The organism is Xanthobacter sp. 91, from assembly GCF_000702385.1.
GTDB lineage: Bacteria > Pseudomonadota > Alphaproteobacteria > Rhizobiales > Xanthobacteraceae > Xanthobacter > Xanthobacter aminoxidans.
In genome coordinates this window covers 4550118-4575310 of record NZ_JNIB01000001.1, presented here as the reverse complement: position 1 = coordinate 4575310, position 25193 = coordinate 4550118, and the positions used below count along the sequence as shown (strand labels likewise).

The following is a 25193-nucleotide window of genomic DNA, read 5'->3' as shown; positions in this document are numbered from 1 at the left end:
CGAACGCCGCCTGAAGCGGCCGGAAACGGGGCCTGCGACCGCACAACAAAAGCCCGCCCGCGCCATGCGCAGGCGGCGACTTTCCGTGAGCCGACCGGCACCAAAGCGGGGACGGCCAGCACCAAGACCGGCCGCGGCGCCCCGTCCTCAAATCCGAAGGCGCGCCTCAGAACGGGATTTCGTCGTCGAGATCGGCCGCGGGGCGTCCGCCACCCGAACCGCCGCCCATTCCGCCGCCAGCCGGTGCCGGACGGCGCCCGCCGCCGGAACCGCCGCCGCTGTAGCCGCCGAAGCTGCCGCCTCCGCCGCCCATGGGGCTGGCCGAGCCGAAGTCGGAGCCGCCGCCATATTCGTCCGCGCCGGAGCCGGCGCCGCCCTCACGACCGTCGAGCAGGGTCAGCTCGCCGCGATAGGGGCGCAGCACAACCTCGGTGGTGTAGGTCTCGCGACCGTCCTTCTCATACTTGCGGGTCTCGAGCTGGCCCTCGATGTAGACCTTGGAGCCCTTCTTCAGGAAACGCTCGGCCACGCCGACCAGGTTCTCGTTGAAGATCACCACCCGGTGCCACTCGGTGCGCTCGCGGCGCTCGCCGGAGGCCTTGTCGCGCCAGTTCTCGGACGTGGCGATGGACAGGTTGCAGACGCGGCCGCCGTTCTGGAACGACTTGACCTCCGGGTCGCGGCCCAGATTGCCGACCAGGATCACCTTGTTGACGCTGCCGGCCATCCCGCTCTCCCTCGTGCCGTGTTCCGCCGTTCCGCAGGCCGCCATTGCGACGCGCCGCGAATCCCGCACCCTACCGTCCCCGCCGGGTCATGCGACCCCCGGCGCGGCTTTATCCCCATGATGAACCGCCGCTGGCCGCCGTGCGTAACAGCTCATGGCTTAAATGTTCACGTTGTGTTCCTAACCGACTTCCCCCAGACTGGCAAGAGCATCGGCGCGCTCGATCCGAGTCGCCCCGCTCTTTTTGGGTGGCGCCCTTCGGAGTTCGTATTATGTTCTCTTCCGCATCGCACAAGGTTCACTACATTTCCGAGAGTTCATGAGCACGTTCCCCGGCGCGCTGCGCGGCTTTCCGGCCGCTGGCGTGCTCGCCGCTGCAAGGGCGGCACGATCGTTTCTCAGGCCCCGACCCCTTTTTGCGCCGCAGGCGCCAGCGGATGTCCATGTCTGATCGCGCAGCCTCCCCGCGTCCCATCCCGCGCCGCGATGCCCGTACCCTTTCGGTGCGCGGCGCGCGCGAGCACAATCTCAAGAACGTGGACCTCGAAATCCCCCGCGACAGCCTGGTGGTGTTCACCGGCCTGTCCGGCTCGGGCAAGAGCTCTCTGGCCTTCGACACCATCTATGCGGAAGGCCAGCGGCGCTATGTGGAAAGCCTCTCCGCCTATGCCCGCCAGTTCCTGGAGATGATGCAGAAGCCGGACGTGGACCAGATTGACGGTCTCTCGCCGGCCATCTCCATCGAGCAGAAGACCACCTCGAAGAATCCACGCTCCACGGTCGGCACCGTCACCGAGATCTACGACTACATGCGCCTTCTGTGGGCGCGCACCGGCGTGCCCTACTCCCCGGCCACGGGGCTGCCCATCGAGAGCCAGACCGTCTCGCAGATGGTTGACCGCACCCTCGCGCTGCCGGAAGGCACGCGGCTCTTCCTGCTCGCGCCGGTGGTGCGCGGGCGCAAGGGCGAGTACCGCAAGGAACTCGCCGAGTGGATGAAGAAGGGTTTCCAGCGGGTCAAAATCGACGGCACCTTCCACGAGATCGCCGACGCGCCGGCCCTCGACAAGAAGTTCAAGCACGACATCGACGTGGTGGTGGACCGCATCGTGGTGCGCGCGGACCTCGCCCAGCGGCTCGCCGACAGCTTCGAGACCGCGCTCGGCCTCGCCGACGGGATCGCGGTGGCCGAGTTCGCCGACGAGAAGGACGAGGCGGGCGATCCGCGGCGCATCATCTTTTCCGAGAAGTTCGCCTGCCCGGTGTCCGGCTTCACGATTTCCGAGATCGAGCCGCGGCTGTTCTCCTTCAACAATCCCTTCGGCGCCTGCCCGGCCTGCGACGGCCTCGGCGTGGAGCAGACCATCGACCCGGACCTCGTGGTGCCGGACAAGGCGCGCTCTCTGAAGCAGGGCGCCATCGCCCCCTGGGCCAAGTCCACCTCACCCTATTACGGGCAGACGCTGGATGCGCTGGCGAAGCACTACCACTTCAAGCTGAATGTCCCCTTCGCCGATCTGCCGGAGCAGGCGCGCGACGTGCTCCTCTTCGGCTCTGGGACCGAGAAGATCACCTTCCACTATGACGACGGCATGCGCGCCTACGAGACATCGAAGACCTTCGAGGGCGTGGTGCGCAACCTCGACCGGCGCTGGAAGGAGACCGACAGCGACTGGGCGCGGGAGGAGATTTCCAAATACTTCTCCACCGTCCCCTGCAAGGTCTGCAACGGCTATCGGCTGAAGCCCGAGGCTCTGGCGGTGAAGATCGCCGGGCGGCACATCGGCGAAATCGGCGAGCTCTCGGTGCGCGCCGCGGCGGGATGGTTCGAGAGCCTGCCGGCCCAGCTCACCGACAAGCAGAACGAGATCGCCGGGCGCATCCTGAAGGAGATCCGCGAGCGGCTGCGCTTCCTCTTGGACGTGGGGCTGGAATACCTCACGCTGGCGCGGTCCTCGGGCACGCTTTCCGGCGGCGAGAGCCAGCGCATCCGCCTCGCCTCGCAGATCGGCTCCGGCCTCACCGGCGTGCTCTATGTGCTGGACGAGCCCTCCATCGGCCTCCACCAGCGGGACAACGAGCGGCTGCTCGGCACGCTGAAGCACCTGCGCGACCTCGGCAACACGGTGATCGTGGTGGAGCATGACGAGGACGCCATCCTCGCCGCCGACCATGTGGTGGACGTGGGGCCCGGCGCCGGCATTCACGGCGGGAAGATCGTGGCGCAGGGCACGCCGGCGGAAATCCTCGCCAATCCCGCGTCCCTCACCGGCCGCTATCTCACCGGCGAATTGAGCGTGGGCGTGCCGGCGCGGCGCAAGCCGAACCCCAAGCGCATGCTCAAGCTCTCGGGCGCGCGCGGCAACAATCTGAAGAATGTCACGGCGGAAATCCCGCTCGGCCTGTTCACCTGCATCACCGGCGTGTCGGGCGGCGGCAAGTCCACGCTGCTCATCGATACGCTCTACAAGGCGGTGGCGCGCCGGCTGAACGGCGCCTCGGAGGCCCCTGCCCCGTTCGACAAGCTGGAGGGGCTGGAGCACCTCGACAAGGTGATCGACATCGACCAGTCGCCCATCGGCCGCACCCCGCGGTCCAATCCGGCGACCTATACCGGCGCCTTCACCCCCATCCGCGAATGGTTCGCCGGCCTGCCGGAGGCCAAGGCACGAGGCTATGGCGCCGGGCGCTTCTCCTTCAACGTGAAGGGCGGGCGGTGCGAGGCCTGCCAGGGCGACGGCGTCATCAAGATCGAGATGCACTTTCTGCCGGACGTGTACGTCACCTGCGACGTCTGCAAGGGCAAGCGCTACAATCGTGAGACGCTGGAAGTCACCTTCAAGAACAAGTCCATCGCCGACGTGCTCGACATGACGGTGGAAGAGGGCGCGCAGTTCTTCAAGGCGGTGCCCTCGGTGCGCGAGAAGCTGGAGACGCTGCACCGCGTCGGCCTCGACTACGTGAAGGTCGGCCAGCAGGCGACCACGCTCTCGGGCGGCGAGGCGCAGCGGGTGAAGCTCTCCAAGGAGCTGTCGCGGCGGGCCACCGGACGCACCCTCTATATCCTGGACGAGCCGACCACCGGCCTGCACTTCCACGACGTGAAAAAACTGCTGGAGGTGCTGCACGAGCTGGTGGAGCAGGGCAATTCGGTGGTGGTGATCGAGCACAATCTGGAGGTCATCAAGACCGCCGACTGGATCCTCGACCTCGGCCCCGAAGGTGGCGACGGCGGCGGCGAGATCGTGGTCGCGGGCACGCCCGAGACTGTGGCGCGGGACAAGCGCTCCCACACCGGCCACTTCCTCGCCGAGGTGCTGGCCCGCCGTCCGTTCGCGGACAGCCGGAAGGCGCTTGCCGACAAGGACGCTGAAAAGGAAGCCAAGCCGGCCGGGTCCGCGCGCGGGAAAGCCGCGCGCCGTCCGACCGCCGGAGAAGAGGCGGAGGACGGAGCGCCGGCCTCCGTGGCGGACGCCCCTGCCGTCGTGATGGAAGAAGCCGCCCCGGCGGAAGCGTCCGATGCGCCGCGTGTCGCGCGCGGACGCCGGCGTCGGCAGGCCGCCGAGTAGGAAGGGCTCCCGCGCCTTTCGCCCGCCGGCTCATGCCGAGCGGGCGGCGCCTGGGCGCATGCGGCGGCGGAGCAGGCGACCGATGCCGTAGGTCCACATCAGCTGTGCCCGGGCCCGCACGCTCAGGTGTCGGGCGGTCGCCTGCGGCACGAACCACGCATTGTGGCCGGTGCGCCGGACGAGATGATAGTTGCCCTGGCGCATCACGGCGCAGGTCTCGCCGAACCGCTCGCGGTCGTCCACCACCACGAGCTTCGGCTGGAAGCGGCTGAGCGTCACGCCCTTCAGGACGTCGGGCTCTGCCCCCTCCACATCCACCGAGAGGAAGTCGATGGTGGAAAGGCCGGCGCCCTCAAGAACGGCGTCGAGGGTCGCGGCCGGTACCTCGATCACCATGTCCTCCGGCCGCACCTTGCGCGGATTGAAGACGATGGTGCTGCTGCCCCGGCGTTCCAGCAGGGTCACGCGCCCGGTCCCCGCCGCCGCGGGTGCGACACAGGCGCACTGAACCACCTGGGCCTGACGCGCGCGACGCAGGTTTTCGGCGAATTCCGGTACCGGCTCAACCAGCAGGCCGGTCCAGCCGGTGAGTTCCAGATGCAGCGTCTGGCTCTGAAAGACCGGGTCGTACGCCCCCACCTCCACAAAGACCCCGGTCGGCCCGAGGAAGCGGGACGTCAGTCCGCGTTCTTCCTGAGCAGTATAGATCGCCTGCCCGGTGAGACCGGTGGCGTTCGCCATGTTCATTGCATGCCCCCATGCGACTTACGCACACGCAGCGCACCATCGCTGACGGCGCGCTGAGAGGGCCCCCGCCCGCTCACGTTGGATATAGCATTCGGGCGGCAGATGAGTACCGCCCATAACGCGTGCTCGCTCAAGGACCTGCAATGCAGCATTGCAACACGCTCCTTCAGGTTAACGAGCAGTGGCTCGCTCCATGCACGGGTTGCATTGCTGCAATGCATCGACGCTTCTATGGCGATGCAGCATGAGGGCATATGTTGCTGTCAGCAAGTGGAGTCGCCGCAAGGTGGACCCGCAAGAGGAGAAGTAACATGTTGCTCTGGGGTATCCTGGCTCGCCAGTTCCGCCGCTGGCAGGTCTACAACCGCACGGTTGCCGAGCTGTCCAGCCTCGACGATCGTTCTCTCGCCGACATCAACGTGTCGCGCAGCGAAATCCGGGCCGTCGCCCGCCACGCTTCGGCTGCCGCCTGATTTCAGGCGCCGCTGCCATGGCTGAGCCGGCCTTCGGGCCGGCACCGGAGAATGGTCCCTCAGGGGACCATTTTCGTTTTTGGGCCCGCTCCACGGGCGCGACAGGCGCTGAGGGTTGAAGTCCCGGCGGCGCGTGTGGCACACCGCTTGTCCCGCCGGGTGCCCCCGATTGCCGGCGGCACACTGGAGCCGCGATGCCTGACACTTTTTGGCCCGATCGTCCGAACGGCGACAATGTCGCACCCGTCCATGTGGTCGGCGGAGGGCTCGCGGGCTCGGAGGCGAGCTGGCAGCTGGCCACGCGGGGCATTCCCGTGGTGCTTCATGAGATGCGGCCCGTGCGCGGCACCGAGGCGCACCTCACAGACGGCCTCGCCGAGCTGGTCTGCTCCAATTCCTTCCGCTCGGATGATCCGCAAGGCAATGCGGTCGGCGTGCTCCATGCGGAGATGCGCCGCGCCGGCTCGCTGATCCTCAAGGCGGCGGATGCCAATCAGGTGCCGGCCGGCGGCGCGCTGGCGGTGGACCGGGAGGGCTTCTCCCGCGCCGTCACCGCCGCACTGGAGCAGCACCCGCTCATCGAGATCCGTCGCGAGGAGATCACCGGCCTGCCCCCGGCCGAGTGGGACAACGTGATCCTCGCCACCGGCCCCCTCACCTCCCCGGCCTTGGCCGAGGCGATCCTCGGCCTCACCGGCGAAAGCGCCCTCGCCTTCTTCGATGCCATCGCGCCCATCGTGCATTTCGACAGCATCGACATGGGCAAGGCCTGGTTCCAGTCGCGCTACGACAAGGCGGGGCCGGGCGGCACGGGCGCGGACTACATCAACTGCCCCATGGACGAGGCGCAGTACAACGCCTTCGTCGACGCGCTGATCGCTGGCGACAAGGCGCCGCTGCGCGACTTCGAGGCCAAGACCCCCTATTTCGACGGCTGCCTGCCCATCGAGGTGATGGCCGAGCGCGGCCGTGAAACTCTGCGCTTCGGCCCCATGAAGCCGGTGGGCCTCACCAATCCCCACGCGCCTGATGTGAAGGCCTATGCCATCGTCCAGCTGCGGCAGGACAACAAGCTGGGCACGCTCTACAACATGGTGGGCTTCCAGACGAAGCTGCGCCATGGCGAGCAGGCCCGCGTGTTCCGCACCATCCCGGGGCTGGAGAATGCGGAGTTCGCCCGGCTCGGCGGCCTCCACCGCAACACCTATCTCAATTCCCCGCGCCTGCTGGATGGCACGCTGCGCCTGAAGGCCGATCCGCGCCTGCGCTTCGCCGGCCAGATCACCGGCTGCGAGGGCTATGTGGAGAGCGCGGCGGTCGGCCTCATGGCCGGGCGTTTCGCCGCCGCCGAGCGGCTTGGGCTGGACGCGCCGCTGCCGCCGCTGACCACGGCCCACGGGGCACTGCTCGCCCACATCACCGGCGGCCATATCGAGGCGGAGGCCGAGGGCGGCCCCCGTTCCTTCCAGCCCATGAACGTGAATTTCGGCCTGTTCCCCCCGCTCACCGAAGCCCCCAAGGGCGAGGCCGGCAAGCGCCTGCGCGGAGCGGAGAAGACGCTTGCCAAGAAGAAGGCGCTCGCCGCGCGGGCGCTCGCCGACATCATGGGCTGGCTCGACAGTCCGCCAGAGGCGGCTTAAGAGGCCCGGATGCCGCGCCAGTCCGTCACGCCGCCGCCTTTGGAATATGATGCCGACCCGGCCCGCTTCGCCGTGGACACGGTGCTGAAGCGCGATGTCTTCTCCACCGTGGAGCGCGGCACCTGGACCGACCGTCATGGCCGGGAATGGCCCGCCGTGCGCCGGCGCTGGAACGACGTCTCGCTGTGGTTCGCGCCCATCGCATACCAGCTCGCCGCCCACGAGATTCACGCGCTGGAGAAGGTGACGCGCACCGGCGTCACCACCCCGCTGCTCGCCGTCGGCAAGCGCTTCCTGGTGCGTGGCTGGATCGACGGGGCGCCGCTGCAGATCGCCCGGCCGGCCGGCGACATGCACTTCTTCCACTCCGCCCGCTCCGCGCTGCTGACGCTGCATCGCGCAGGCTACGTCCATAACGACCTCGCCAAGCAGCAGAACTGGCTGCGCGGGGCGGACGGCGAGGCGTGGCTGATGGATTTCCAGCTCGCGCTGCCCTTCAGCCGGCGGTCCAAGCTCGGCCGCGTGCTGGCCTATGAGGATCTGCGCCACCTGCTCAAGCACAAGCGCACCTATTGCCCGGACCAACTGACCCCGCGCGAGAAGAAGGTGCTGGCCACCAAGAGCCTGCCCACCCGCGTGTGGATGGCCACCGGCAAGAAGGTCTACCGCTTCGTCACGCGGCGGCTGATGTCCTATTCCGACACCGAGGGCCGCGGCCCGCGGGTGACGCAGGTGGGGCCGCGCATCGCCGAAGCCCTCGCCAGCCATCCGGCGGTGGCGGAGGTTCACATGTCGGACTTCCAGACGCTGGGCGGCAAGGTGGGCCTCTACGCCTTCGTCGCGTCTTCCACGCCGGTGACGGCGGATGCCCTGCGCGCCCATCTCGGAACCGCCTTGCCCGACCGGCCGCACCTCGATCACCTCCAGATCGTCCCCGCGCTCCCAAAGGGCCCGGACGGGGCGGTGCGCGACGACCTGCTGCTGCTGATTGCCCGCAACCAGATCGAGATGCTGGACCAGCTCGCCGGTTCCGAGGCCGTGCGCCTTCAGGTGGCGGAGATCGCCCGCGGCCGGCTCAACCTCACCGATCGCATCACCCGACCCGCCGCCTGACGAAAGTTGTGCGGCGCGGACCCTGCACGGCCCATTGATTAAACGGACAACCGTTTTATTCTAGGCCCCGCTTCCCGGCGGCGGCCGCGACCGCGCATGAGAATCCGGGGAGCGAGGGAGGATGTGACCATGCTGCCGAACGCCCCCGGGGGTTTCGATTTCGACCTCGGCGAAACCGCCGACATGCTGCGCGACACCGTGCGAAACTTCTCCCAGGCCGAGATCGCCCCGCGCGCCGCCGAGATCGACAAGAGCAACCTTTTCCCCCGCGACCTGTGGCCCAAGCTCGGCGCGCTGGGCCTGCTCGGCGTGACGGCGGAGGAGGAGTACGGCGGCTCCGGCCTCGGCTACCTTGAGCATGTGATCGCCATGGAGGAGATTTCCCGCGCCTCCGCCTCGGTGGGCCTCTCCTACGGCGCGCACTCCAACCTGTGCGTGAACCAGATCAGCCGCAACGGCACGCCGGAGCAGAAGGCGAAGTACCTTCCCAAGCTCATTTCCGGCGAGCATGTGGGCGCGCTCGCCATGTCCGAGCCGGGCGCCGGCTCGGATGTGGTCTCCATGCGCACGCGCGCGGAGAAGAAGGGCGACCGCTACGTCCTCAACGGCTCCAAGATGTGGATCACCAACGGCCCCATCGCCGAGACGCTGGTGGTCTACGCCAAGACCGACCCCGCCGCCGGCCCGAAGGGCATGACCGCCTTCCTCGTCGAGAAGGGCTTCAAGGGCTTCTCCACCGCCCAGAAGCTGGACAAGCTGGGCATGCGCGGCTCCGACACTGGCGAACTTGTGTTCGAGGATTGCGAGGTGCCGGAGGAGAACGTGCTGGGCGCCGTGGGCAAGGGCGTCAACGTGCTCATGAGCGGGCTCGACTATGAGCGCGCGGTGTTGGCGGGCGGCCCCACCGGCATCATGCAGGCCTGCATGGACGTGGTGCTGCCCTATGTCCACGAGCGCAAGCAGTTCGGCCAGCCCATCGGCACCTTCCAGCTGATGCAGGGCAAGATCGCCGACATGTACGTGACCATGAACGCCACCAAGGCCTACGTCTACGCCGTGGCCAAGGCCTGTGACCGCGGCGCCACCACCCGCGAGGATGCGGCTGGCGCCATTCTCTACGCGGCGGAAAAGGCCACCTGGATGGCGCTCGAAGCCATCCAGACCCTCGGCGGCAACGGCTACATCAACGATTATCCCACCGGCCGCCTGCTGCGCGACGCCAAGCTCTACGAGATCGGCGCCGGCACCAGCGAAATCCGGCGGATGCTCATCGGCCGCCAGCTTTTCGACAAGACCGCCTGATACCACCGCTGCGGCGAAGCTCCCGTCAGCGTGTCTGGCGGGAGGTCGACCGGCGGATTATCGTAGGGGCGGGTCTGCGCACCACGACGCCCCACGGTCGCGCGCTCGGCGGCGGAAGCAACGGCTCCCGTCGCCTGTCGAAGTGACGAACCGAAGGATGGAATGCCATGAAGAAGATCATTCTGGCCGCTACCGCTCTCTCTCTGGCTCTGGCCCCCGCCGCCGCTTTCGCGCAGGGCGTGGTGAAGGGTGCCGAGCAGGGCGCCAATGCCGGCGCTTCGGCCGGTGACAAGGCGGCTGGCCCGGTGGGCGCCGGCGTCGGCGGCACGGTCGGCGGTGTGGGCGGTGCGGTCGCGGGCGGTGTCGCCGGCGGCGTCAAGGGCACCGGCACCGGCGCCGAGAAGGGCGCGAAGGAAGGCGAGAAGGCCGCCGGCCCCGTGGGCGCGGTGGTCGGTGGCGCGGTCGGCGCAGTCGGCGGTGCCGTGGGCGGCGTCATCGGCGTCAAGTGACCGCGCGTGACGTGATCGCCAATTGATTGAATGAGAGGCCGGCGCGAGGCATCCCCTGCGCCGGCCTTTCTTTTTCTGCTCGCTCAGTCCGGTTCGCCGTAGCCGCCGCGCGGCCAGAAGGGCAGCCGCGCCAGCGCGTTGAGCAGGTAGGCGTACATCCCCTGCCCCGGCGCGACGAGACTGATGAGCACCGAGAGAATCGCGGTCGCGATGAACAGCGGTAGCACCCCGCCGGCGGCACTGCGCAGCGAACGGCGGCGCGGCTCCACGTCCAGATAGCGGATGGCGATGGTCAGAACAGCCAGCATGGTCATGTTGCCCGCATAGACCACCACCGCCGGCGCCAGCCCGCCATAGCGTCCCACCAGCCCCGACGAGAACGGCACGGTGGTGACGAAGAACAGGAACAGCAGCGCAAGGCGCACCGTGTGCCGGTCCACGGTCTCGCTGGAGGGGCGGATCTCGATGCCGCTGCGCCAGAAGGCGCCGAGGACGAAGAAGGAAATCACATAGGTCAGCATCTGGTGCGACAGCGAGACCAAGTGCGCCGTCAGGTCCGCCGCCGAGGTGAGCGGAAGGTCGTCCGGCAGGCGGATGTCCAGCACTAGCAGGGTCATGGCGAAGGCGAAGATGCCGTCGCTCAGGGCGTCCACGCGCGCCTTGGGGAAGAGGCTCCTGCCGCTGGGTTGCATGCTAGGTGCTCCGGGCCGCCGGCGTGACACATGCGGAAACTCGACCGGGCGGAACGGTCGTCATCGGGCGTCTCACCCGCCGCAACGCCCCAGGACGGCCCCGAAATGCACGTGTCGGCATCATTTGCGCCAATGACATTTTGCCATTATTGAAACAATCACAACGCGTAGGCGTAAGATAATCCTCTTATCATGTGAGCATGTAGCACGATACCGACAGGAGTTCTCTGGTCGATACGATTGCTGCACATTTTTGGGCAGCCAAGATGAGCCGGCGGTTGACCTGGGCGTTGGTCGTTCTTGCAACCGTTATCGGCACGGTGGTGCCGCTCGCGCCGACCCTCTACGTTTCATGGCGGCTTGCTCTTTCCGCGCAGCAAGAACAACTCGATGCCTATGCATCGCGTGTCCTTGATCATATCGACGCGGTCTACGCCAACGCCGAGTCTGCGCTGCGGACCATTGCTGCGACGCCGTTCCCGCCCTGCTCGCCACAGCAGATTAGCGCCATGTTGCAGATCACCGAAGAGGCGCTGTCTGTTGTCAACATCGGCTATGGCTCGGGAGACGTGGTCGAGTGCAATTCGTGGGGGCCTCTGACCTACAGGTTGGAGCGCGCCCAGACCCAGGTCGAGCAGCCGGATGGCATCGGCCTCAGCCTGAACTGGCGGCCGACAAATTTCGGCACCGACCGGGCGCTCCTCATCCTGCGCCTCCATGGCTACAGCGTGCTCGTGGACCAGCGGCAGTTCTTCAATGCGTGGGAGACCCCGAACCCGTACACGATCTCGGGAGTCCGCACCCGCGGCGGCCTACCCATCTATGCGAGCTATCGTGACCAGGACCGGCCCGCGCCGCCCGAAGCAGGGGATGCGAGCGTCGAGAGGGTCTCGCGCAACTGGGCGGTGACCGTCCGTCAGCCGCGCATCACATTCCAGGAACACTTGCAGGCCAATCGGGCGGTCCTCCTGCCCCTTTCGGCCGCGATCGCGCTGCTGTCGGCTGCATCCGGGCTTCTGGTGCTGCGCCAGCAGCGCTCTCCCCGCGGCGAGCTGGCGAGGGCGCTGAAGAACGGCGAACTGGTCGCGCACTATCAGCCCATCATCGAACTGGCCACGGGGCGCTGCATCGGCGCCGAGGCGCTGGTGCGCTGGCCGCGTGCGGACGGCAGCCAGACGCCACCGGACATGTTCATCCCCCTCGCCGAGGAAACCGGCCTGATCGGGCGCGTGACCGACCGGATGCTCGCCGCAGTCGTCGAGGATCTCGGCGACCTGCTGCGCAATGATCCCCACGCGCATGTCAGCATCAACCTCAGCGCCGCCGACATCACCACCGGGCGCATCCTGCCGGTGCTGGAGCGCGTGCTGGATGGCTCCGGCATTCAGCCGAGGCAGATATGGCTCGAAGCGACGGAGCGCAGCTTCATCGATGTGGCCGGGGCACGCACCACGCTCCTGGAGCTGCGCCGCCGCGGCCACAGGACCGCCATCGACGATTTCGGCACCGGATATTCCGGCCTCAACTACGTCCAGAACCTGCCGATCGATCTTCTTAAGATCGACCGGTCCTTCATCACCGCCATCAATACAGAGGCGCCCACGCGCGACGTGACCCCCTATATCATCGCCATGGGGCACGAACTGAAACTGCAGATCATCGCCGAGGGTGTGGAGACCGAGAACCAGGCCGAATACCTGCGTACCCAGGGCGTGAGCTTCGCCCAGGGCTGGCTTTACTCGAAAGCCCTTCCGGCCGCCGCATTTATCGTCTTCTGGGCAGCCAGACGTCGATAGGGCCGGCCACGCTCAGCCCGTGATCGAGGCCAGCGCCCGCTTCAGCATCACCTTGGCCAGCTGCGCCCGGTATTCGGCGCTGCCGTGCAGGTCGCTCATGAGGTTGGACGGATCGAGCGCGAGGCCCGACACCGCCTGAACCGAGAAATCGGAGGAGAGAATGTCCCCCGCCTCGGTCCACAGGAACACGCCGGACTGCCCGGCCCCGGTCACCGCCACCCGCACCTCGGCAGCCGTCTTGGCCACGAACACGCCGGCCATCGCATAGCGCGAAGCCGGGTTGCGGAACTTGGCGTAGCCGGCCTTCTCCACCTTGGGGAAGTCCACGCGGGTGATGATCTCCCCCTCCCTCAGCGCCGTCTCGAACAGGCCGCGGAAGAAATCGGACGCACCGATGGAGCGGCGGTCCGTCACCACGGTGGCGTTGAGCGCGAGGACGGCGGCGGGATAGTCGGCGGTCGGGTCGTCATTGGCGAGGGAACCGCCGATGGTGCCCCGGTTGCGCACCGCCACGTCGCCGATCATGCCCGCAAGGTCAGCCAGCGCCGGAATGGCGGCCCGCACCAGTTCGGAAGCGGCGACATCCGCATGGCGGGTCATGGCGCCGATGGAGACGCCTTCCGTCGTGGCGCAGATGCCGGACAGCTCCGGGATGCGGGAGAGGTCCACCAGCGCGGTCGGCTGGGCGAGGCGCTGCTTCAGGGTCGGCAGCAGGGTCTGCCCGCCGGCCAGCGCCTTGGCCTCCGGATCGGCGGAGAGCAGCGCGGCGGCGGCGGCGATGGCGTCGGGACGCTGATAGTCGAAGGCGTACATGGCGTCCTCCTATTCCGCAGCAAGACGGGAAGCGCGCGCCTGCGCAATGGCCCACATCCTGGAGGGCGTCGCGGGCATGGGCACGTCCTCGGTGCCGAGCGCGTTGGTGAGCGCATTGATGACAGCGGGCGGCGCACCGATCGCCCCGGCCTCACCGCAGCCCTTGATGCCGAGCGGGTTGGAGGGGCAGCGGGTCTGCGTCATGCCCACGGTGAAGGAGGGCAGGTCGCCGGCGCGGGGCATGGTGTAGTCCATGTAGGAGCCGGTCACGAGCTGGCCGTCTTCGTCATAGGTGACGCCTTCCATCAGCGCCTGGCCGATGCCCTGCCCAATGCCGCCGTGCACCTGCCCTTCCACGATCATCGGATTGATGATCTCGCCGAAATCGTCGATGGCGACGAAGGACTTGATCTCGACGACGCCGGTCTCCGGGTCCACCTCCAGCTCGCAGATGTGGCAGCCGGCGGGGAAGGTGAAGTTGGTGGGATCGTAGAACGCCCCCTCCTTCAGTCCCGGCTCGATCTCGGAGGTGGGGAATTTGTGCGCCACATAGGCGTTCAGCGCCACCTCGGCGAAGGCCAGCGAGCGGTCCGTGCCGGCGACGGTGAATTTGCCGTCCTTGAACTCGATGTCCCCTTCCGAGGCTTCCAGCATGTGGGCGGCGATCTTCTTCGCCTTGGCCTCCACCTTGTCGAGCGCCTTCACGATGGCCGACATGCCGACGGCGCCGGAGCGCGAGCCGTAGGTGCCCATGCCGAACTGCACCTTGTCGGTGTCGCCGTGCACCACGCTCACCTGATCGATGGGGATACCGAGGCGGGCGGAGACGAGCTGGGCGAAGGTGGTCTCGTGCCCCTGCCCATGGCTGTGGGAGCCGGTGAGCACCTCCACATTGCCCGTGGGGTTCACGCGCACTTCCGCGCTTTCCCACAGGCCGACGCCGGCGCCGAGCGAGCCCACCGCCGCCGAGGGGGCGATGCCGCAGGCCTCGATATAAGCGGACAGGCCGATGCCGCGCAGCTTGCCGTTGCGCTCGGATTCGGCGCGGCGGGCCGGGAAGCCCTTGTAGTCCGCCACCTCCAGCGCCTTGTCGAGGGAGGCGACGTAGTCGCCCGCGTCGTAGCACATGATGACGGGCGTCTGGTGCGGGAAGGACTTGATGAAGTTGCGGCGGCGGAACTCGGCCGGGTCCTCCCCGCGCTCCCGCGCCGCCTTCTCCACGATGCGCTCCAGAAGGAACGTCGCCTCCGGCCGCCCGGCGCCGCGATAGGCGTCCACCGGGGCGGTGGTGGTGTAGACGGCATCCACCTCACAATAGATGGCGGGAATGGCGTACTGGCCCGACAGAAGCGTCGCGTAGAGATAGGTCGGGATGGAGGAGGCGAAGGTGGAGAGATAAGCGCCCATGTTGGCGCGGGTGTGCACCCGGAAGCCGATGATGTGCCCGGCCTCGTCCATCGCCAGCTCGGCATGGGTGATGTGATCGCGGCCGTGGGCGTCGGAGAGGAAGGCCTCGGAGCGATCCCCCGTCCACTTCACCGGCCGGCCCACCTTCTTCGCCGCCCAGGTGCAGACCGTCTCCTCCGCATAGATGAAGATCTTGGAGCCGAAGCCACCGCCCACATCGGGGGCGATGACGCGCAGCTTGTTCTCCGGCGCGATGCCGACGAAGGCGGAGAGCACGAGGCGGGCGACGTGCGGGTTCTGGCTGGTGGTCCAGAGCGTGAAGGCCTCGTCGCCGGAATCATATTCACCGATGGCCGCGCGCGGCTCGATGGCGTTGGGGGCGAGGCGGTTGTTGACGATGTCGATGCTCGTCACCTTCGCCGCGCGGGCGAACGCCGCCTCGGTGGCAGCCTTGTCGCCCAGCTCCCACTCGAAGGCGGTGTTGCGCGGGGCGCAATCGTGAATCTGCTCGCCGTCCGTGGCCGTGGCGAGGTCCGCGACGGCTGGGAGAAGCTCGTATTCCACCTCCACCGCGAGCGCGGCGTCCTTCGCCTGGTTCAGCGTCTCGGCGATGACGACGGCCACGTGGTCGCCCACATAGCGCACCTTCTCCTTCGCCAACGCTGGGTGGGAGCCCATATTCATGGGGCTGCCGTCCTTGGAATGGATCATCCAGCCGCAGATGAGGTCGCCAAGGCCGTCGGCCGCGAGGTCAGCGCCGGTGAGCACGTCCACCACGCCGGGCATGGCCTTGGCCGCGGTGGCGTCGATGTGGCGGATGCGGGCGTGGGCGTAGGGCGAGCGGACGAAATAGGCAAAGGCCTGCCCGGGACGGTCCATGTCGTCCGTGTACCGGCCCTTGCCGGTGATGAAGCGGTGGTCTTCCTTGCGCCGGACCGCGGCGCCGATGGGCGTGACGGAGCTGGAAACGCTGGCGTTCATCGGGATCCTCCCGGCGCCGCCCTTTGCGGGCGCGCAATGTCTGCGAAATGCGTGGCGGACGGGGTGCGGCAGCCGCCTATTCAGCGGCGCGCGGCGCCTCGGCGGAGCCCATGGCGGCGGCACCCGCGGCCACCGACTTGACGATGTTGTGATAGCCCGTGCAGCGGCAGATATTGCCGTCCAGGTTCTCGCGGATGGTCGCCTCGTCGAGGTTCGGGCCGAAGCGGGCCACGAGATCCACCGCGCTCATGATCATGCCCGGCGTGCAGAAGCCGCACTGCAGGCCATGGTTTTCGCGGAAGGCTTCCTGCATGGGATGCAGCTTTCCGCCGGTCGCCAGCCCCTCGATGGTGGTGACGGACGCGCCGTCCGCCTGCACGGCGAGCGTGGTGCAGGACTTCACCGCCACCCCGTCGAGATGGACGACGCAGGCCCCGCACTGGCTGGTGTCGCAGCCCACGTGCGTTCCCGTCAGGTCCAGCGTCTCGCGCAGGAACTGCACCAGGAGAGTGCGCGGATCGATCTCGGCTGAGACGGACTTGCCGTTCACGGTCAGACGGACGGGGACGCGAACGATGGTCGTCGCCTCGGACATGCCTCACCTCCCTGAGCCGGCGCCTCTCCGGCGCGGGGTTCGTCCCCGCGTCCGGCTATCACGGCGGCCGGCCGTTTTTCATTCCTCCAATGTGGGACCGCGCCGGTGACGCGGTCAAGACGGGGGTGCTCCGATGGGGAACCCGTCACGCTCTCGTGCGCGCGGGCTCCGGCAGGGGCAAGGCGTCGTCCTCGGCGATCAGCGAGGGCTCGCTCTCCTCGGCCTCGATCATCGCCAGCGCATCGGTCCGGGAGGCGAAGCGGTTGGCGATGACGCCGACAATGACCAGCTGGAGGAAGTGATAGAGCATGATGGGCGTGATGATGAGCGACAGGGCCGGCGCCGCGCCGAACATCACGTGCGCCATGGGCAGGCCCGTCGCCAGCGATTTCTTGGAGGCGCAGAAGGCCACCGCCACCGTGTCCGGCGCGGAAAACCCCATCAGCCGGCAGACGCCGCGCGTCAGCGCGTAGACCACCGCGAACAGGCCGACGACGGCGACGATCACTTCGGCCAGCAGCAGCGGGCTCAGGCCGTTCCACACGCCGGAGACCACGCTGTCGCAGAAGGAATTGTAGACGATGGCGAGGATCACCACCCGGTCCGCCGCCTTCACGAAAGCCCGATGCCGCTCCACCGTCTTGAGCAGGAGCGGGCGTAGCGCCTGCCCGATGGCCAGCGGCAGGAGAACCAGCGTCACCAGCTTCAGGATGACCGCGCCGAGATCCATCCCGCCCCCCACCGCGTGGAGATACCACGCCATCAGGGCCGGAGTGGCGAACACGCCGATGAGGCTGGAGATGGAGGCGTTGAAGATGGCGACGGGCACGTTGCCCCGCGCCAGCGAGGTCATCGCCACCGAGGATGACACCGTGGAGGGCAACGCCGCGAGGAAGAAGAAGCCGATGGCGAGCGGCTCGGGAAACAGCCCGCCGGCCAGCGCTAGCGCGCCCGCCACCACGGCCGGGAAGACGAGGAAGGTGGTGGCCTGCACCACAAGGTGCAGGTCCCAGCGCGCGGCGCTCTCGATCAGTCGCCGTGGAGACAGCGAGACGCCGTAGAGCAGGAAGATGACCGCCACGCCCCACGTCGCCGCCTTGTCGGCGTGGAGGATGCCGCCGGTGACGCCGGGTTTAGGCCAGGCGAGGGCAAGGACGACGGTGGTGGCGAGGGCGACGAGAAAGGGATCGAGCTTCAGTCGTGACAACATGAGCCGTGTGACGAGGCGTGGGGATGATGTCCCCTCCCCGCGGCCGCTTCCCGTCCCCATCGGAACCCGCTGCGCCTGAGGCGCGGAAAGGCTCCGCTTCTTCCGCCACCTAAGCATCTGAGATGCCCGGCTACGGCTGCGCCGATCTTGGTGTCGACAATATACCAGAAAGGTATCCACCTGCGCCCGCCCCTGCAAGAGCGAAATAAAGGCAGACGAAGCTTGGCAGAAAGCTCCCGTTGACGGGCTTCGCGACGCAATTGTGTCGGCCGAGGGGCCGGGTTATGACTCTCCAATACGGCAGCGCACAATCATCGGGCACGATGAGATAAGAGGCGCCCGAACAGAGGGGTTCAAGCGGCGGATGGATGTCTTCCTCCAGCAGCTCATCAACGGATTGACCCTCGGGTCGATCTACGGACTGATCGCCATCGGCTACACGATGGTCTTCGGCATCATCGGAATGGTGAACTTCGCCCACGGCGACGTGTTCATGGTTAGCGCCTTCATCGCGCTCATCTGTGTTCTGGTGCTGACCACCCTCGTCGGGCTGAGTTCCATTTTCGTCATTCTCGCCATCACCCTCGTGGTGGCGATGCTGTTCACCGGCCTCGTGAGCTGGACCATCGAGCGGGTGGCTTACCGGCCGCTGCGCGGTTCGTTCCGGCTGGCGCCGATGATCTCGGCCATCGGCATGTCCATCCTGCTCTCCAATTTCGTGCAGGTGGCACAGGGCCCGCGCAACAAGCCGCTGCCGCCCATGGTGACGGACGTGATCGTCGTCATGGAGAACGACGGCTATCAGGTCACGCTCGCCTACAAGCAGATCATCATCATGGTGGTGACGGCGGTGCTGCTGGCGGGCTTCTGGTATCTCGTCCAGAAGACCTCCCTCGGCCGCGCCCAGCGGGCCTGCGAGCAGGACCGCAAGATGGCGGCGCTGCTGGGCGTGAACGTGGACCAGACCATCGCCCTCACCTTCGTCATCGGCGCCGCGCTCGCTGCCGTCGCGGGCGTGATGTACCTCATGTACTACGGCGTCGTGAACTTCGCGGACGGCTTCGTTCCGGGCGTGAAGGCCTTCACCGCTGCGGTTCTGGGCGGCATCGGCTCGCTGCCGGGCGCGGTGTTGGGCGGCATCCTCATCGGCCTCATCGAGACCTTCTGGTCCGCCTATTTCTCCATTGAATACAAGGATGTGGCGGCGTTCTCCATCCTTGTGGTCACGCTCATCTTCCTGCCGCAGGGCCTGCTCGGCCGGCCGGAAGTGGAGAAGGTGTGATGGCGTCCGATCCGGCCGCCGAAACCACCGCGCCGCCTGCGGACGCGCGCCCCTCCGCTGTGGCCGGCGCCCTCAAGGACGCCATCGTCAGCGGCCTGCTGACCGCGCTCCTGCTGACGCCTCTGGTGGGCTTCCGCGCCAGCGAATCGGGCACCGGTTCGCTGGTCCTCACCTACCGGTTCGGCCTCGTCGCCATCTTCGCCGGCATCGTGATGGTGGGCCGTTTCCTGCTCATGGTCACGGTATGGAACCCGAACCGGCCGCCCCGCCGCGTCTCCACCACGCCCGGCGCTATGGCCCGGATCGGCGCGATGGCCGCGCCGGCGGTGAAGCCGGTGTTCTTCAGCTTCGCCATCCTCTACCCGTTCCTGTCCATCCTCATGGCCGGCGGGCTGAGCCCGAGCCGCTACTGGGTGGACCTCGGCATCTATGTGCTCACCTACGTGATGCTCGGCTGGGGCCTCAACATCGTGGTGGGCCTCGCAGGCCTGCTCGACCTTGGCTACGTCGCCTTCTACGCGGTGGGCGCCTACACTTTCGCTTTGCTCTCCACCAGCGTGCCCATCAACGACTTCTTCGCCGGCACGCTGGGCGATGGATTCTGGACGGCCTGGGCGTTCTGGATCTGCCTGCCGCTCTCCGGCATCCTCGCCGCCATGTGGGGCGTCATTCTCGGCTTCCCGGTGCTGCGGCTGCGGGGCGACTATCTCGCCATCGTTACCTTGGCCTTCGGCGAGATCATCCGCCTCGTGCTCATCAACTGGGTGTCGCTGACCAACGGCGGCGCGGGCATCTCCTCCATCCCGCCCATCACCTTCTTCGGCGTGCCGTTCGATTCCTCCGACACCGGGTTCGCGAGCATTTTCGGGCTGGAGTTCAACTCCATGCACCGGATGATCTTCCTCTATTTCGTCATCCTGGGCCTCGCCGCGCTCACCGCCGTCGTCACCATCCGCCTCCGGAAGATGCCGGTGGGCCGGGCATGGGAAGCGCTGCGCGAGGATGAGATCGCCTGCCGCTCGCTCGGCATCAACACCACGCTGACCAAGCTCACCGCCTTCGCCACCGGCGCCATGTTCGGCGGCTTCGCCGGCGCGTTCTTCGCGGTGCGCATCCGCTTCGTCTCGCCCGAGAGCTTCACCTTCATGGAATCGGCCGTGATCCTCGCCATCGTGGTGCTGGGCGGCATGGGATCGCAGATGGGGGTCGCCGGCGCGGCGATCCTGCTCATCGGCGGCATGGAGCTTCTGCGCAACCTCTCCTTCCTCAAGGCCGACTTCCTGTTCGGTCCGGACTTCGACCCCTCCCTCTACCGCATGCTCATCTTCGGCTTCGCCATGGTGGCGGTGATGGTGTGGCGTCCGCGCGGCCTCGTCTCCAGCCGCATGCCCACCGTTTTCCTGAAACAGCGCAAGGCGGTGTCGGGGTCGCTGGTGAAGGAAGGGCACGGCTGATGGTCGGCGAGCCCCTCTCCCCGGCGCGGACCTGGGAAACCAACCAGATCCTGAGGGTCGATCACCTCTCCATGCGTTTCGGCGGCCTCGTCGCGGTCAACGATGTCTCCTTCGTCGCCGGGCGCGGTGAGGTGACGGCGGTGATCGGCCCCAACGGCGCGGGCAAGACCACGGTCTTCAACTGCATCACCGGCTTCTACAAGCCCACCACCGGCCGCCTCGCCCTGTTCCATGGCGGCCCGGCGAGTGCCGCGGAAGTGGACGGCGTCACCGCCTCGGGCCTTCCCTGGGGCAAGTCGCAGGCCGGCGCGCTCTATCTGCTGGAGCGCCTGCCGGACCACAAGGTCGCCTCCTGGGCACGGGTGGCGCGCACCTTCCAGAACATCCGCCTGTTCTCGGGCATGACCATCCTGGAAAACCTGCTGGTAGCGCAGCACATGTCGCTGACCACCTCCGGCCTCATGAATCCCGTCGCCATCCTGAACCTGCCGTCCTGGCAACGGAAGCAGAAGGGCGCCGTGGACCGCGCGCTCTACTGGCTCAACAAGATCGGCCTCGTCGACCGCGCCGACGATCCGGCCGGCGACCTGCCCTATGGCGACCAGCGGCGCCTCGAGATCGCCCGTGCCATGTGCACGGACCCGGTGCTGCTCTGCCTCGACGAGCCCGCCGCCGGCCTCAACCCGCGCGAATCCGCGGCGCTGAACGAGCTGCTGCTCTCCATCCGGCGCGAGCACCAGGCGTCCATCCTGCTCATCGAGCATGACATGTCGGTGGTGATGGAAATCTCGGACCACGTGGTCGTGCTGGAATACGGCTCCAAGATCGCCGACGGCACGCCCGACGAGGTGCGCAACGACCCGCGCGTCATCGCCTCCTACCTCGGCGTCGAAGACGAGGAAGAGGCCGTCGCCGTGGTGGAGGCCGGGGCATGAGCGCGCAGACAGCGACGGAAACCGCCGCCGCCCCCGCTCCTGCCGCGCGCAAGGCGCCGCTGCTGAGCGTATCGGGCGTCACCGCCTACTACGGCAATATCATCGCGCTGAAGGGCGTGGACATCGAGGTGAACGAGGGCGAGATCGTTACCCTCATCGGCGCCAACGGGGCCGGCAAGTCCACTTTGATGATGACCATCTGCGGCAGCCCCCGCGCCCGCGACGGCCGCATCATCTATGCCGGGCGGGACATCACCAGCCTGCCAACCCACGAGATCATGCGGCTCAAGATCGCCCAGTCTCCGGAAGGCCGGCGCATCTTTCCGCGCATGACCGTCTACGAGAATTTGCAGATGGGCGCCGCCATCGACGGCAACGCCCATTTCGCCGAGGATCTGGAGCGCATGTTCACGCTGTTCCCGCGCCTCAAGGAGCGCATCGAGCAGCGCGGCGGCACGCTCTCCGGCGGCGAGCAGCAGATGCTGGCCATCGCCCGCGCCCTCATGAGCCGGCCGCGCCTGCTGCTGCTCGACGAGCCCTCCCTCGGCCTCGCGCCCCTGGTGGTGCGGCAGATCTTCGACGCCATCCGCATGCTCAACCGCACCGAGGGGCTGACCGTGTTCCTGGTGGAGCAGAACGCCTTCCATGCGCTGAAGCTCGCCCACCGCGGCTATGTGATGGTGAACGGCCTCGTCACCATGTCCGGCACCGGCGCGGAGCTGCTCGCCCGGCCGGAGGTGCGCGCCGCCTATCTGGAAGGGGGGCGCTGACGTGACCGCACACGACGCCGCGCGCGATCCCGGCCGCGTCACCTCCCCCATGCTCATCGGTCCGCTGGTGGCCTTGGTGGTACTACTGGCGGCCCTGTTCATCTGGCCCCATGAGTTGATCGGCGCCTCGCTGGGCGATTTCCTGCTGGTGACGCTGTTTCTCGGCGGCGGGGCAGCCTGGCTCACCGGCAAGGCGGTGGCGCGTTCCTGGGAATCCTACGTCCATCTCGTCGCCTATTGCGCCTTGCTCGCCTGCGCGGTGCGCTTCTGCCACTTCGCGCTGTTCCAGGCGACGCTGTTCGATCTGGAGCCGCTGGTGGTGGAATTCGTGCTGCTCGCCTCCATCGCGACGCTGGGCTTCCGTGCCATGCGGCAGCGGCAGATGACGGTGCAATACGGCTGGATGTACGAGCGCGAGGGCCATGTGGCATGGCGTCCGCGCCGGCCTGACGGAGACTGAACGGCGGGCGCGGTTGCCCTCATGAGAGGGATCGACTCGACCCGTGATTGCGGCACAATGCGCCGCCAACGGATTCACCCCGGCCGGTCGTGATGCCGGCGGGGTGCAGAAGGGGAGACAAGGCATGAAGAAGCTTTTGATGGCGTCGCTGGCGCTCGGCGCCGGCCTCGCCCTGGCGGCGCCGGCCCAGGCGCAGGTGAAGATCGCCGTCGCCGGCCCCATCACCGGCGATCTCGCCGCCGTGGGCGCCCAGCTGAAGAACGGCACCGAGCAGGCCATCGTCGACATCAACGCGTCCGGCGGCATCCTCGGCCAGAAGATCGAGTTCCTGGTGGGTGACGACGGCGGCAAGCCGGAGCAGGGCAAGTCGGCGGCCAACAAGCTGATCACCGACGGCGCCAAGTTCGTCATCGGCCACTACAATTCCGGCGTCTCGATCCCGACCTCGCAGGACTATGAAGAGGCCGGCGTGCTGCAGATCAGCCCCGCCTCCACCAACCCGACCTTCACCGAGCGCAAGATGTGGAACACTTTCCGCACCTGCGGTCGCGACGACCAGCAGGGCGCGGTGGCCGGCGCCTACATCCTGAAGAACTTCAAGGGCAAGAAGATCGCCGTCGTCCACGACAAGACGCCCTACGGCAAGGGCCTCGCCGACGAGACCCAGAAGGCCCTCAACAAGGGCGGCATGAAGGAAGTTCTCTACGAGGGTATCAACCCGAAGGAGAAGGACTATTCGGCCCTGGTCTCCAAGATCAAGGCGACCGGCGCCGACCTCGTCTATTTCGGCGGCCTCTATCCGGAAGCTGGCCTGATCGTGCGCCAGATGCGCGACCAGGGCATGAAGACCGTCCTCATGGGCGGCGACGGCATGATCGACAAGGAGTTCTGGTCCATCGCCGGCGACGGCGCCACCGGCACCCTGACCACCTTCGGTCCCGACCCGCGCAAGAACCCGGCCGCCAAGGCCATCGTGGACAAGTTCAAGGCCAAGGGCATCGATCCCGAGGGCTACGTGCTCTACTCCTACGCCGGCGTGCAGGTCATCAAGCAGGCGGCCGAGGCGGCCAAGTCCCTCGACCCCAAGAAGGTGGCCGAGAAGATCCACTCGGGCATGAAGTTCGACACCGTGCTCGGCCCGCTCACCTTCGACAAGAAGGGCGACATCACCAAGCTCGACTACGTGGTCTACGTCTGGAAGGACGGCACCTACAGCGAGCTGTGATGCCCTGTACTTCAATCGACGCGTAAAAAATCCGAAGCCTGCGCCCCCCGGCGCAGGCTTCTTCGTTTGAGCCAAACTTCGGCATCGCGCCGTGCCGTGGCGCGCTTGTCTTCGGACCCCGCTTTGGCAATCATGCTGCCACAAGGGCAAGGCGCGTCCCATGCGCCCGAAGCCCGGCGTGCGAAGGCCGGATCAACGGCCCCGCGCCAGACTTTCACACTCATTTCGAGGGGATCGGGATGAACAGGCTTTCCTTCGCCGCGCTTGCCGTCTGCGCCGGCCTCGTCCTCGCGCCCGCCGTGCGGGCCGATGTGAAGATCGCGGCCGCCGGGCCGCTCACCGGCTCCATCGCCGCCTTCGGCGCACAGATGAAGACCGGCGTCGAGCAGGCGGTGAACGACATCAACGCCGCTGGTGGCATCAACGGGCAGAAGATCGAGCTTCTGGTGGCCGACGACGGCGGCAAGCCCGAGCAGGGCGTGGCGGCGGCCAACAAGCTCATCACCGACGGCGCGACCTTCGTCATCGGCCACGTCAATTCCGGCATCTCCATCGCCGCGTCATCGGATTATGCCGATGCCGGCGTGCTGCAGATCAGCCCCGCCTCCACCAATCCCGCCTACACCGAGCGCAAGCTGTGGAACACGTTCCGCACTGCCGGCCGCGACGACCAGCAGGGGCCGGTGGCAGGCGCCTTCCTCGCCGAGAAGTTCAAGACCGGCAAGATCGCCATCGTCCACGACAAGTCGCCCTACGGAAAAGGCCTCGCCGACGAGACGCAGAAGGCCCTCAACAAGGCCGGCGTAAAGGAAGTGATGTATGAGGGCATCAACCCCGGCGAGAAGGACTATTCCGCCCTCGTCTCCAAGATGAAGGCGGCCGGCGTCGACGTGATCTACTACGGCGGCCTGCACCCCGAGGCCGGGCTGATCGTCCGCCAGATGCGCGACCAGGGCCTGAAGACCGTGCTCATGGGCGGCGACGCTCTGGCCGACAAGGAATTCTGGTCCATCGCCGGCACCGGCGGCACCGGCACGCTGATGACCTTCGGTCCCGACCCGCGCAAGAACCCGGCGGCCAAGGGCATCGTGGCAGCCATGACCGCGAAGGGCATCGATGCCGAGGGCTACGTGCTCTATTCCTATGCTGCCGTGCAGGTCATCAAGCAGGCGGCCGAGGCGGCAAAATCCCTCGATCCGCAGAAGGTGGCCGCTCAGATCCACACCGGCATGACCTTCCAGACGGTGCTTGGCCCGCTCTCCTTCGACAAGAAGGGCGATATCACCAAGCCCGACTTCGTGGTCTATGAGTGGAAGGACGGCGGCTACAGCGAGCTGTAGGCCGCCTGCTCCCTTCTCCCCTCGCGGGAGACGGTGGATCTCGGCGCACGCCGCGAGCCGGATGAGGGGCTCACCGCCCCCTCCCCCTCACCCCCGTCCCCTCTCCCACGAGGGGAGTGGGGAGCACACCGTGCGGGACTTAGCCGGAGGACG

21 protein-coding genes are annotated in these 25193 nt (G+C 67.5%); 14 read left to right on the top strand and 7 right to left on the bottom strand.

The features are described 5' to 3' along the window. Window positions 1-166 precede the first annotated feature (166 nt). Window positions 167-727 carry a single-stranded DNA-binding protein gene (gene ssb, locus A37E_RS0121365; RefSeq protein WP_029558487.1) on the bottom strand — a complete coding sequence of 187 codons (561 nt, stop codon included), beginning with the start codon at window positions 725-727 and terminating at the stop codon, window positions 167-169. A gap of 443 nt (window positions 728-1170) precedes the next feature. Here ssb and uvrA point away from each other — a divergent pair, with 443 nt between their 5' ends. Beyond that, a complete protein-coding gene (uvrA, locus tag A37E_RS0121360) occupies window positions 1171-4296 on the top strand; it encodes an excinuclease ABC subunit UvrA (RefSeq protein ID WP_029558486.1) in 3126 nt (1041 codons plus the stop codon). Between the two features lie 30 nt (window positions 4297-4326). Here the strand turns inward: uvrA and A37E_RS26150 are convergent, their stop codons facing one another. Beyond that, on the bottom strand, window positions 4327-5043 hold the full coding sequence (locus A37E_RS26150) for an FkbM family methyltransferase (RefSeq protein ID WP_051679239.1): 717 nt from the start codon (window positions 5041-5043) through the stop codon (window positions 4327-4329). Window positions 5044-5354: 311 nt separating this feature from the next. On the opposite strand from A37E_RS26150, the gene A37E_RS26625 reads away from it, so the two are divergent. The 5 genes from A37E_RS26625 to A37E_RS25535 all read left to right on the top strand — a co-directional run bounded on the left by A37E_RS26625 (window position 5355) and on the right by A37E_RS25535 (window position 10080). After that, complete coding sequence (locus A37E_RS26625) at window positions 5355-5516, top strand: DUF1127 domain-containing protein (protein ID WP_081762634.1); 162 nt, start codon at window positions 5355-5357, stop codon at window positions 5514-5516. A gap of 194 nt (window positions 5517-5710) precedes the next feature. Beyond that, window positions 5711-7156: a methylenetetrahydrofolate--tRNA-(uracil(54)-C(5))-methyltransferase (FADH(2)-oxidizing) TrmFO gene (gene trmFO / locus A37E_RS0121345; RefSeq protein ID WP_051679238.1), complete on the top strand. Its 1446-nt coding sequence runs from the start codon at window positions 5711-5713 to the stop codon at window positions 7154-7156. A 9-nt stretch (window positions 7157-7165) separates the two neighbouring features. Further along, window positions 7166-8269: a serine/threonine protein kinase gene (locus A37E_RS0121340; RefSeq protein WP_051679237.1), complete on the top strand. Its 1104-nt coding sequence runs from the start codon at window positions 7166-7168 to the stop codon at window positions 8267-8269. A 129-nt stretch (window positions 8270-8398) separates the two neighbouring features. Beyond that, the gene (locus A37E_RS0121335; RefSeq protein ID WP_029558482.1) at window positions 8399-9571 is read left to right on the top strand and encodes an isovaleryl-CoA dehydrogenase; all 1173 of its coding nucleotides are present in this window, start codon (window positions 8399-8401) and stop codon (window positions 9569-9571) included. A 167-nt stretch (window positions 9572-9738) separates the two neighbouring features. Continuing rightward, window positions 9739-10080 (top strand): hypothetical protein, encoded by a 342-nt coding sequence (locus tag A37E_RS25535; RefSeq protein ID WP_197023024.1) that lies wholly within the window; start codon window positions 9739-9741, stop codon window positions 10078-10080. A gap of 83 nt (window positions 10081-10163) precedes the next feature. Here the strand turns inward: A37E_RS25535 and A37E_RS0121325 are convergent, their stop codons facing one another. Continuing rightward, on the bottom strand, window positions 10164-10772 hold the full coding sequence (locus A37E_RS0121325; protein WP_051679236.1) for a TMEM175 family protein: 609 nt from the start codon (window positions 10770-10772) through the stop codon (window positions 10164-10166). Between the two features lie 266 nt (window positions 10773-11038). Between A37E_RS0121325 and A37E_RS0121320 the strand changes: the two genes are divergently transcribed. Then, window positions 11039-12568 (top strand): EAL domain-containing protein, encoded by a 1530-nt coding sequence (locus tag A37E_RS0121320; RefSeq protein WP_029558479.1) that lies wholly within the window; start codon window positions 11039-11041, stop codon window positions 12566-12568. A 12-nt stretch (window positions 12569-12580) separates the two neighbouring features. Here the strand turns inward: A37E_RS0121320 and A37E_RS0121315 are convergent, their stop codons facing one another. The 4 genes from A37E_RS0121315 to A37E_RS0121300 form a co-directional block, all read right to left on the bottom strand. Then, window positions 12581-13381 carry a xanthine dehydrogenase family protein subunit M gene (locus tag A37E_RS0121315; protein WP_029558478.1) on the bottom strand — a complete coding sequence of 267 codons (801 nt, stop codon included), beginning with the start codon at window positions 13379-13381 and terminating at the stop codon, window positions 12581-12583. 9 nt (window positions 13382-13390) lie between these two features. Further along, the gene (locus A37E_RS0121310; RefSeq protein WP_029558477.1) at window positions 13391-15769 is read right to left on the bottom strand and encodes a xanthine dehydrogenase family protein molybdopterin-binding subunit; all 2379 of its coding nucleotides are present in this window, start codon (window positions 15767-15769) and stop codon (window positions 13391-13393) included. Window positions 15770-15845: 76 nt separating this feature from the next. Then, a complete protein-coding gene (locus A37E_RS0121305; protein ID WP_029558476.1) occupies window positions 15846-16364 on the bottom strand; it encodes a (2Fe-2S)-binding protein in 519 nt (172 codons plus the stop codon). Between the two features lie 145 nt (window positions 16365-16509). Beyond that, window positions 16510-17574, bottom strand: coding sequence for a bile acid:sodium symporter family protein (locus tag A37E_RS0121300; RefSeq protein ID WP_245279399.1), 1065 nt, complete (start codon window positions 17572-17574; stop codon window positions 16510-16512). A 364-nt stretch (window positions 17575-17938) separates the two neighbouring features. Between A37E_RS0121300 and A37E_RS0121295 the strand changes: the two genes are divergently transcribed. The 7 genes from A37E_RS0121295 to A37E_RS0121265 all read left to right on the top strand — a co-directional run bounded on the left by A37E_RS0121295 (window position 17939) and on the right by A37E_RS0121265 (window position 25040). Next, window positions 17939-18856, top strand: coding sequence for a branched-chain amino acid ABC transporter permease (locus tag A37E_RS0121295; RefSeq protein WP_029558474.1), 918 nt, complete (start codon window positions 17939-17941; stop codon window positions 18854-18856). Continuing rightward, window positions 18856-20310 (top strand): high-affinity branched-chain amino acid ABC transporter permease LivM, encoded by a 1455-nt coding sequence (gene livM / locus A37E_RS0121290; RefSeq protein ID WP_029558472.1) that lies wholly within the window; start codon window positions 18856-18858, stop codon window positions 20308-20310. Before A37E_RS0121295 ends, livM begins: the two co-directional genes overlap by 1 nt. Further along, on the top strand, window positions 20310-21245 hold the full coding sequence (locus tag A37E_RS0121285) for an ABC transporter ATP-binding protein (RefSeq protein ID WP_029558471.1): 936 nt from the start codon (window positions 20310-20312) through the stop codon (window positions 21243-21245). The genes livM and A37E_RS0121285 overlap by 1 nt, the downstream gene beginning before the upstream one ends. Beyond that, complete coding sequence (locus A37E_RS0121280) at window positions 21242-22015, top strand: ABC transporter ATP-binding protein (RefSeq protein WP_029558470.1); 774 nt, start codon at window positions 21242-21244, stop codon at window positions 22013-22015. Before A37E_RS0121285 ends, A37E_RS0121280 begins: the two co-directional genes overlap by 4 nt. 1 nt (window position 22016) lies before the next feature. Next, a complete protein-coding gene (locus tag A37E_RS25530) occupies window positions 22017-22475 on the top strand; it encodes a DUF6867 family protein (RefSeq protein WP_029558469.1) in 459 nt (152 codons plus the stop codon). A gap of 124 nt (window positions 22476-22599) precedes the next feature. Further along, the gene (locus A37E_RS0121270) at window positions 22600-23700 is read left to right on the top strand and encodes a branched-chain amino acid ABC transporter substrate-binding protein (protein WP_029558468.1); all 1101 of its coding nucleotides are present in this window, start codon (window positions 22600-22602) and stop codon (window positions 23698-23700) included. 239 nt (window positions 23701-23939) lie between these two features. Then, on the top strand, window positions 23940-25040 hold the full coding sequence (locus A37E_RS0121265) for a branched-chain amino acid ABC transporter substrate-binding protein (protein WP_029558467.1): 1101 nt from the start codon (window positions 23940-23942) through the stop codon (window positions 25038-25040). Window positions 25041-25193: the final 153 nt, after the last annotated feature.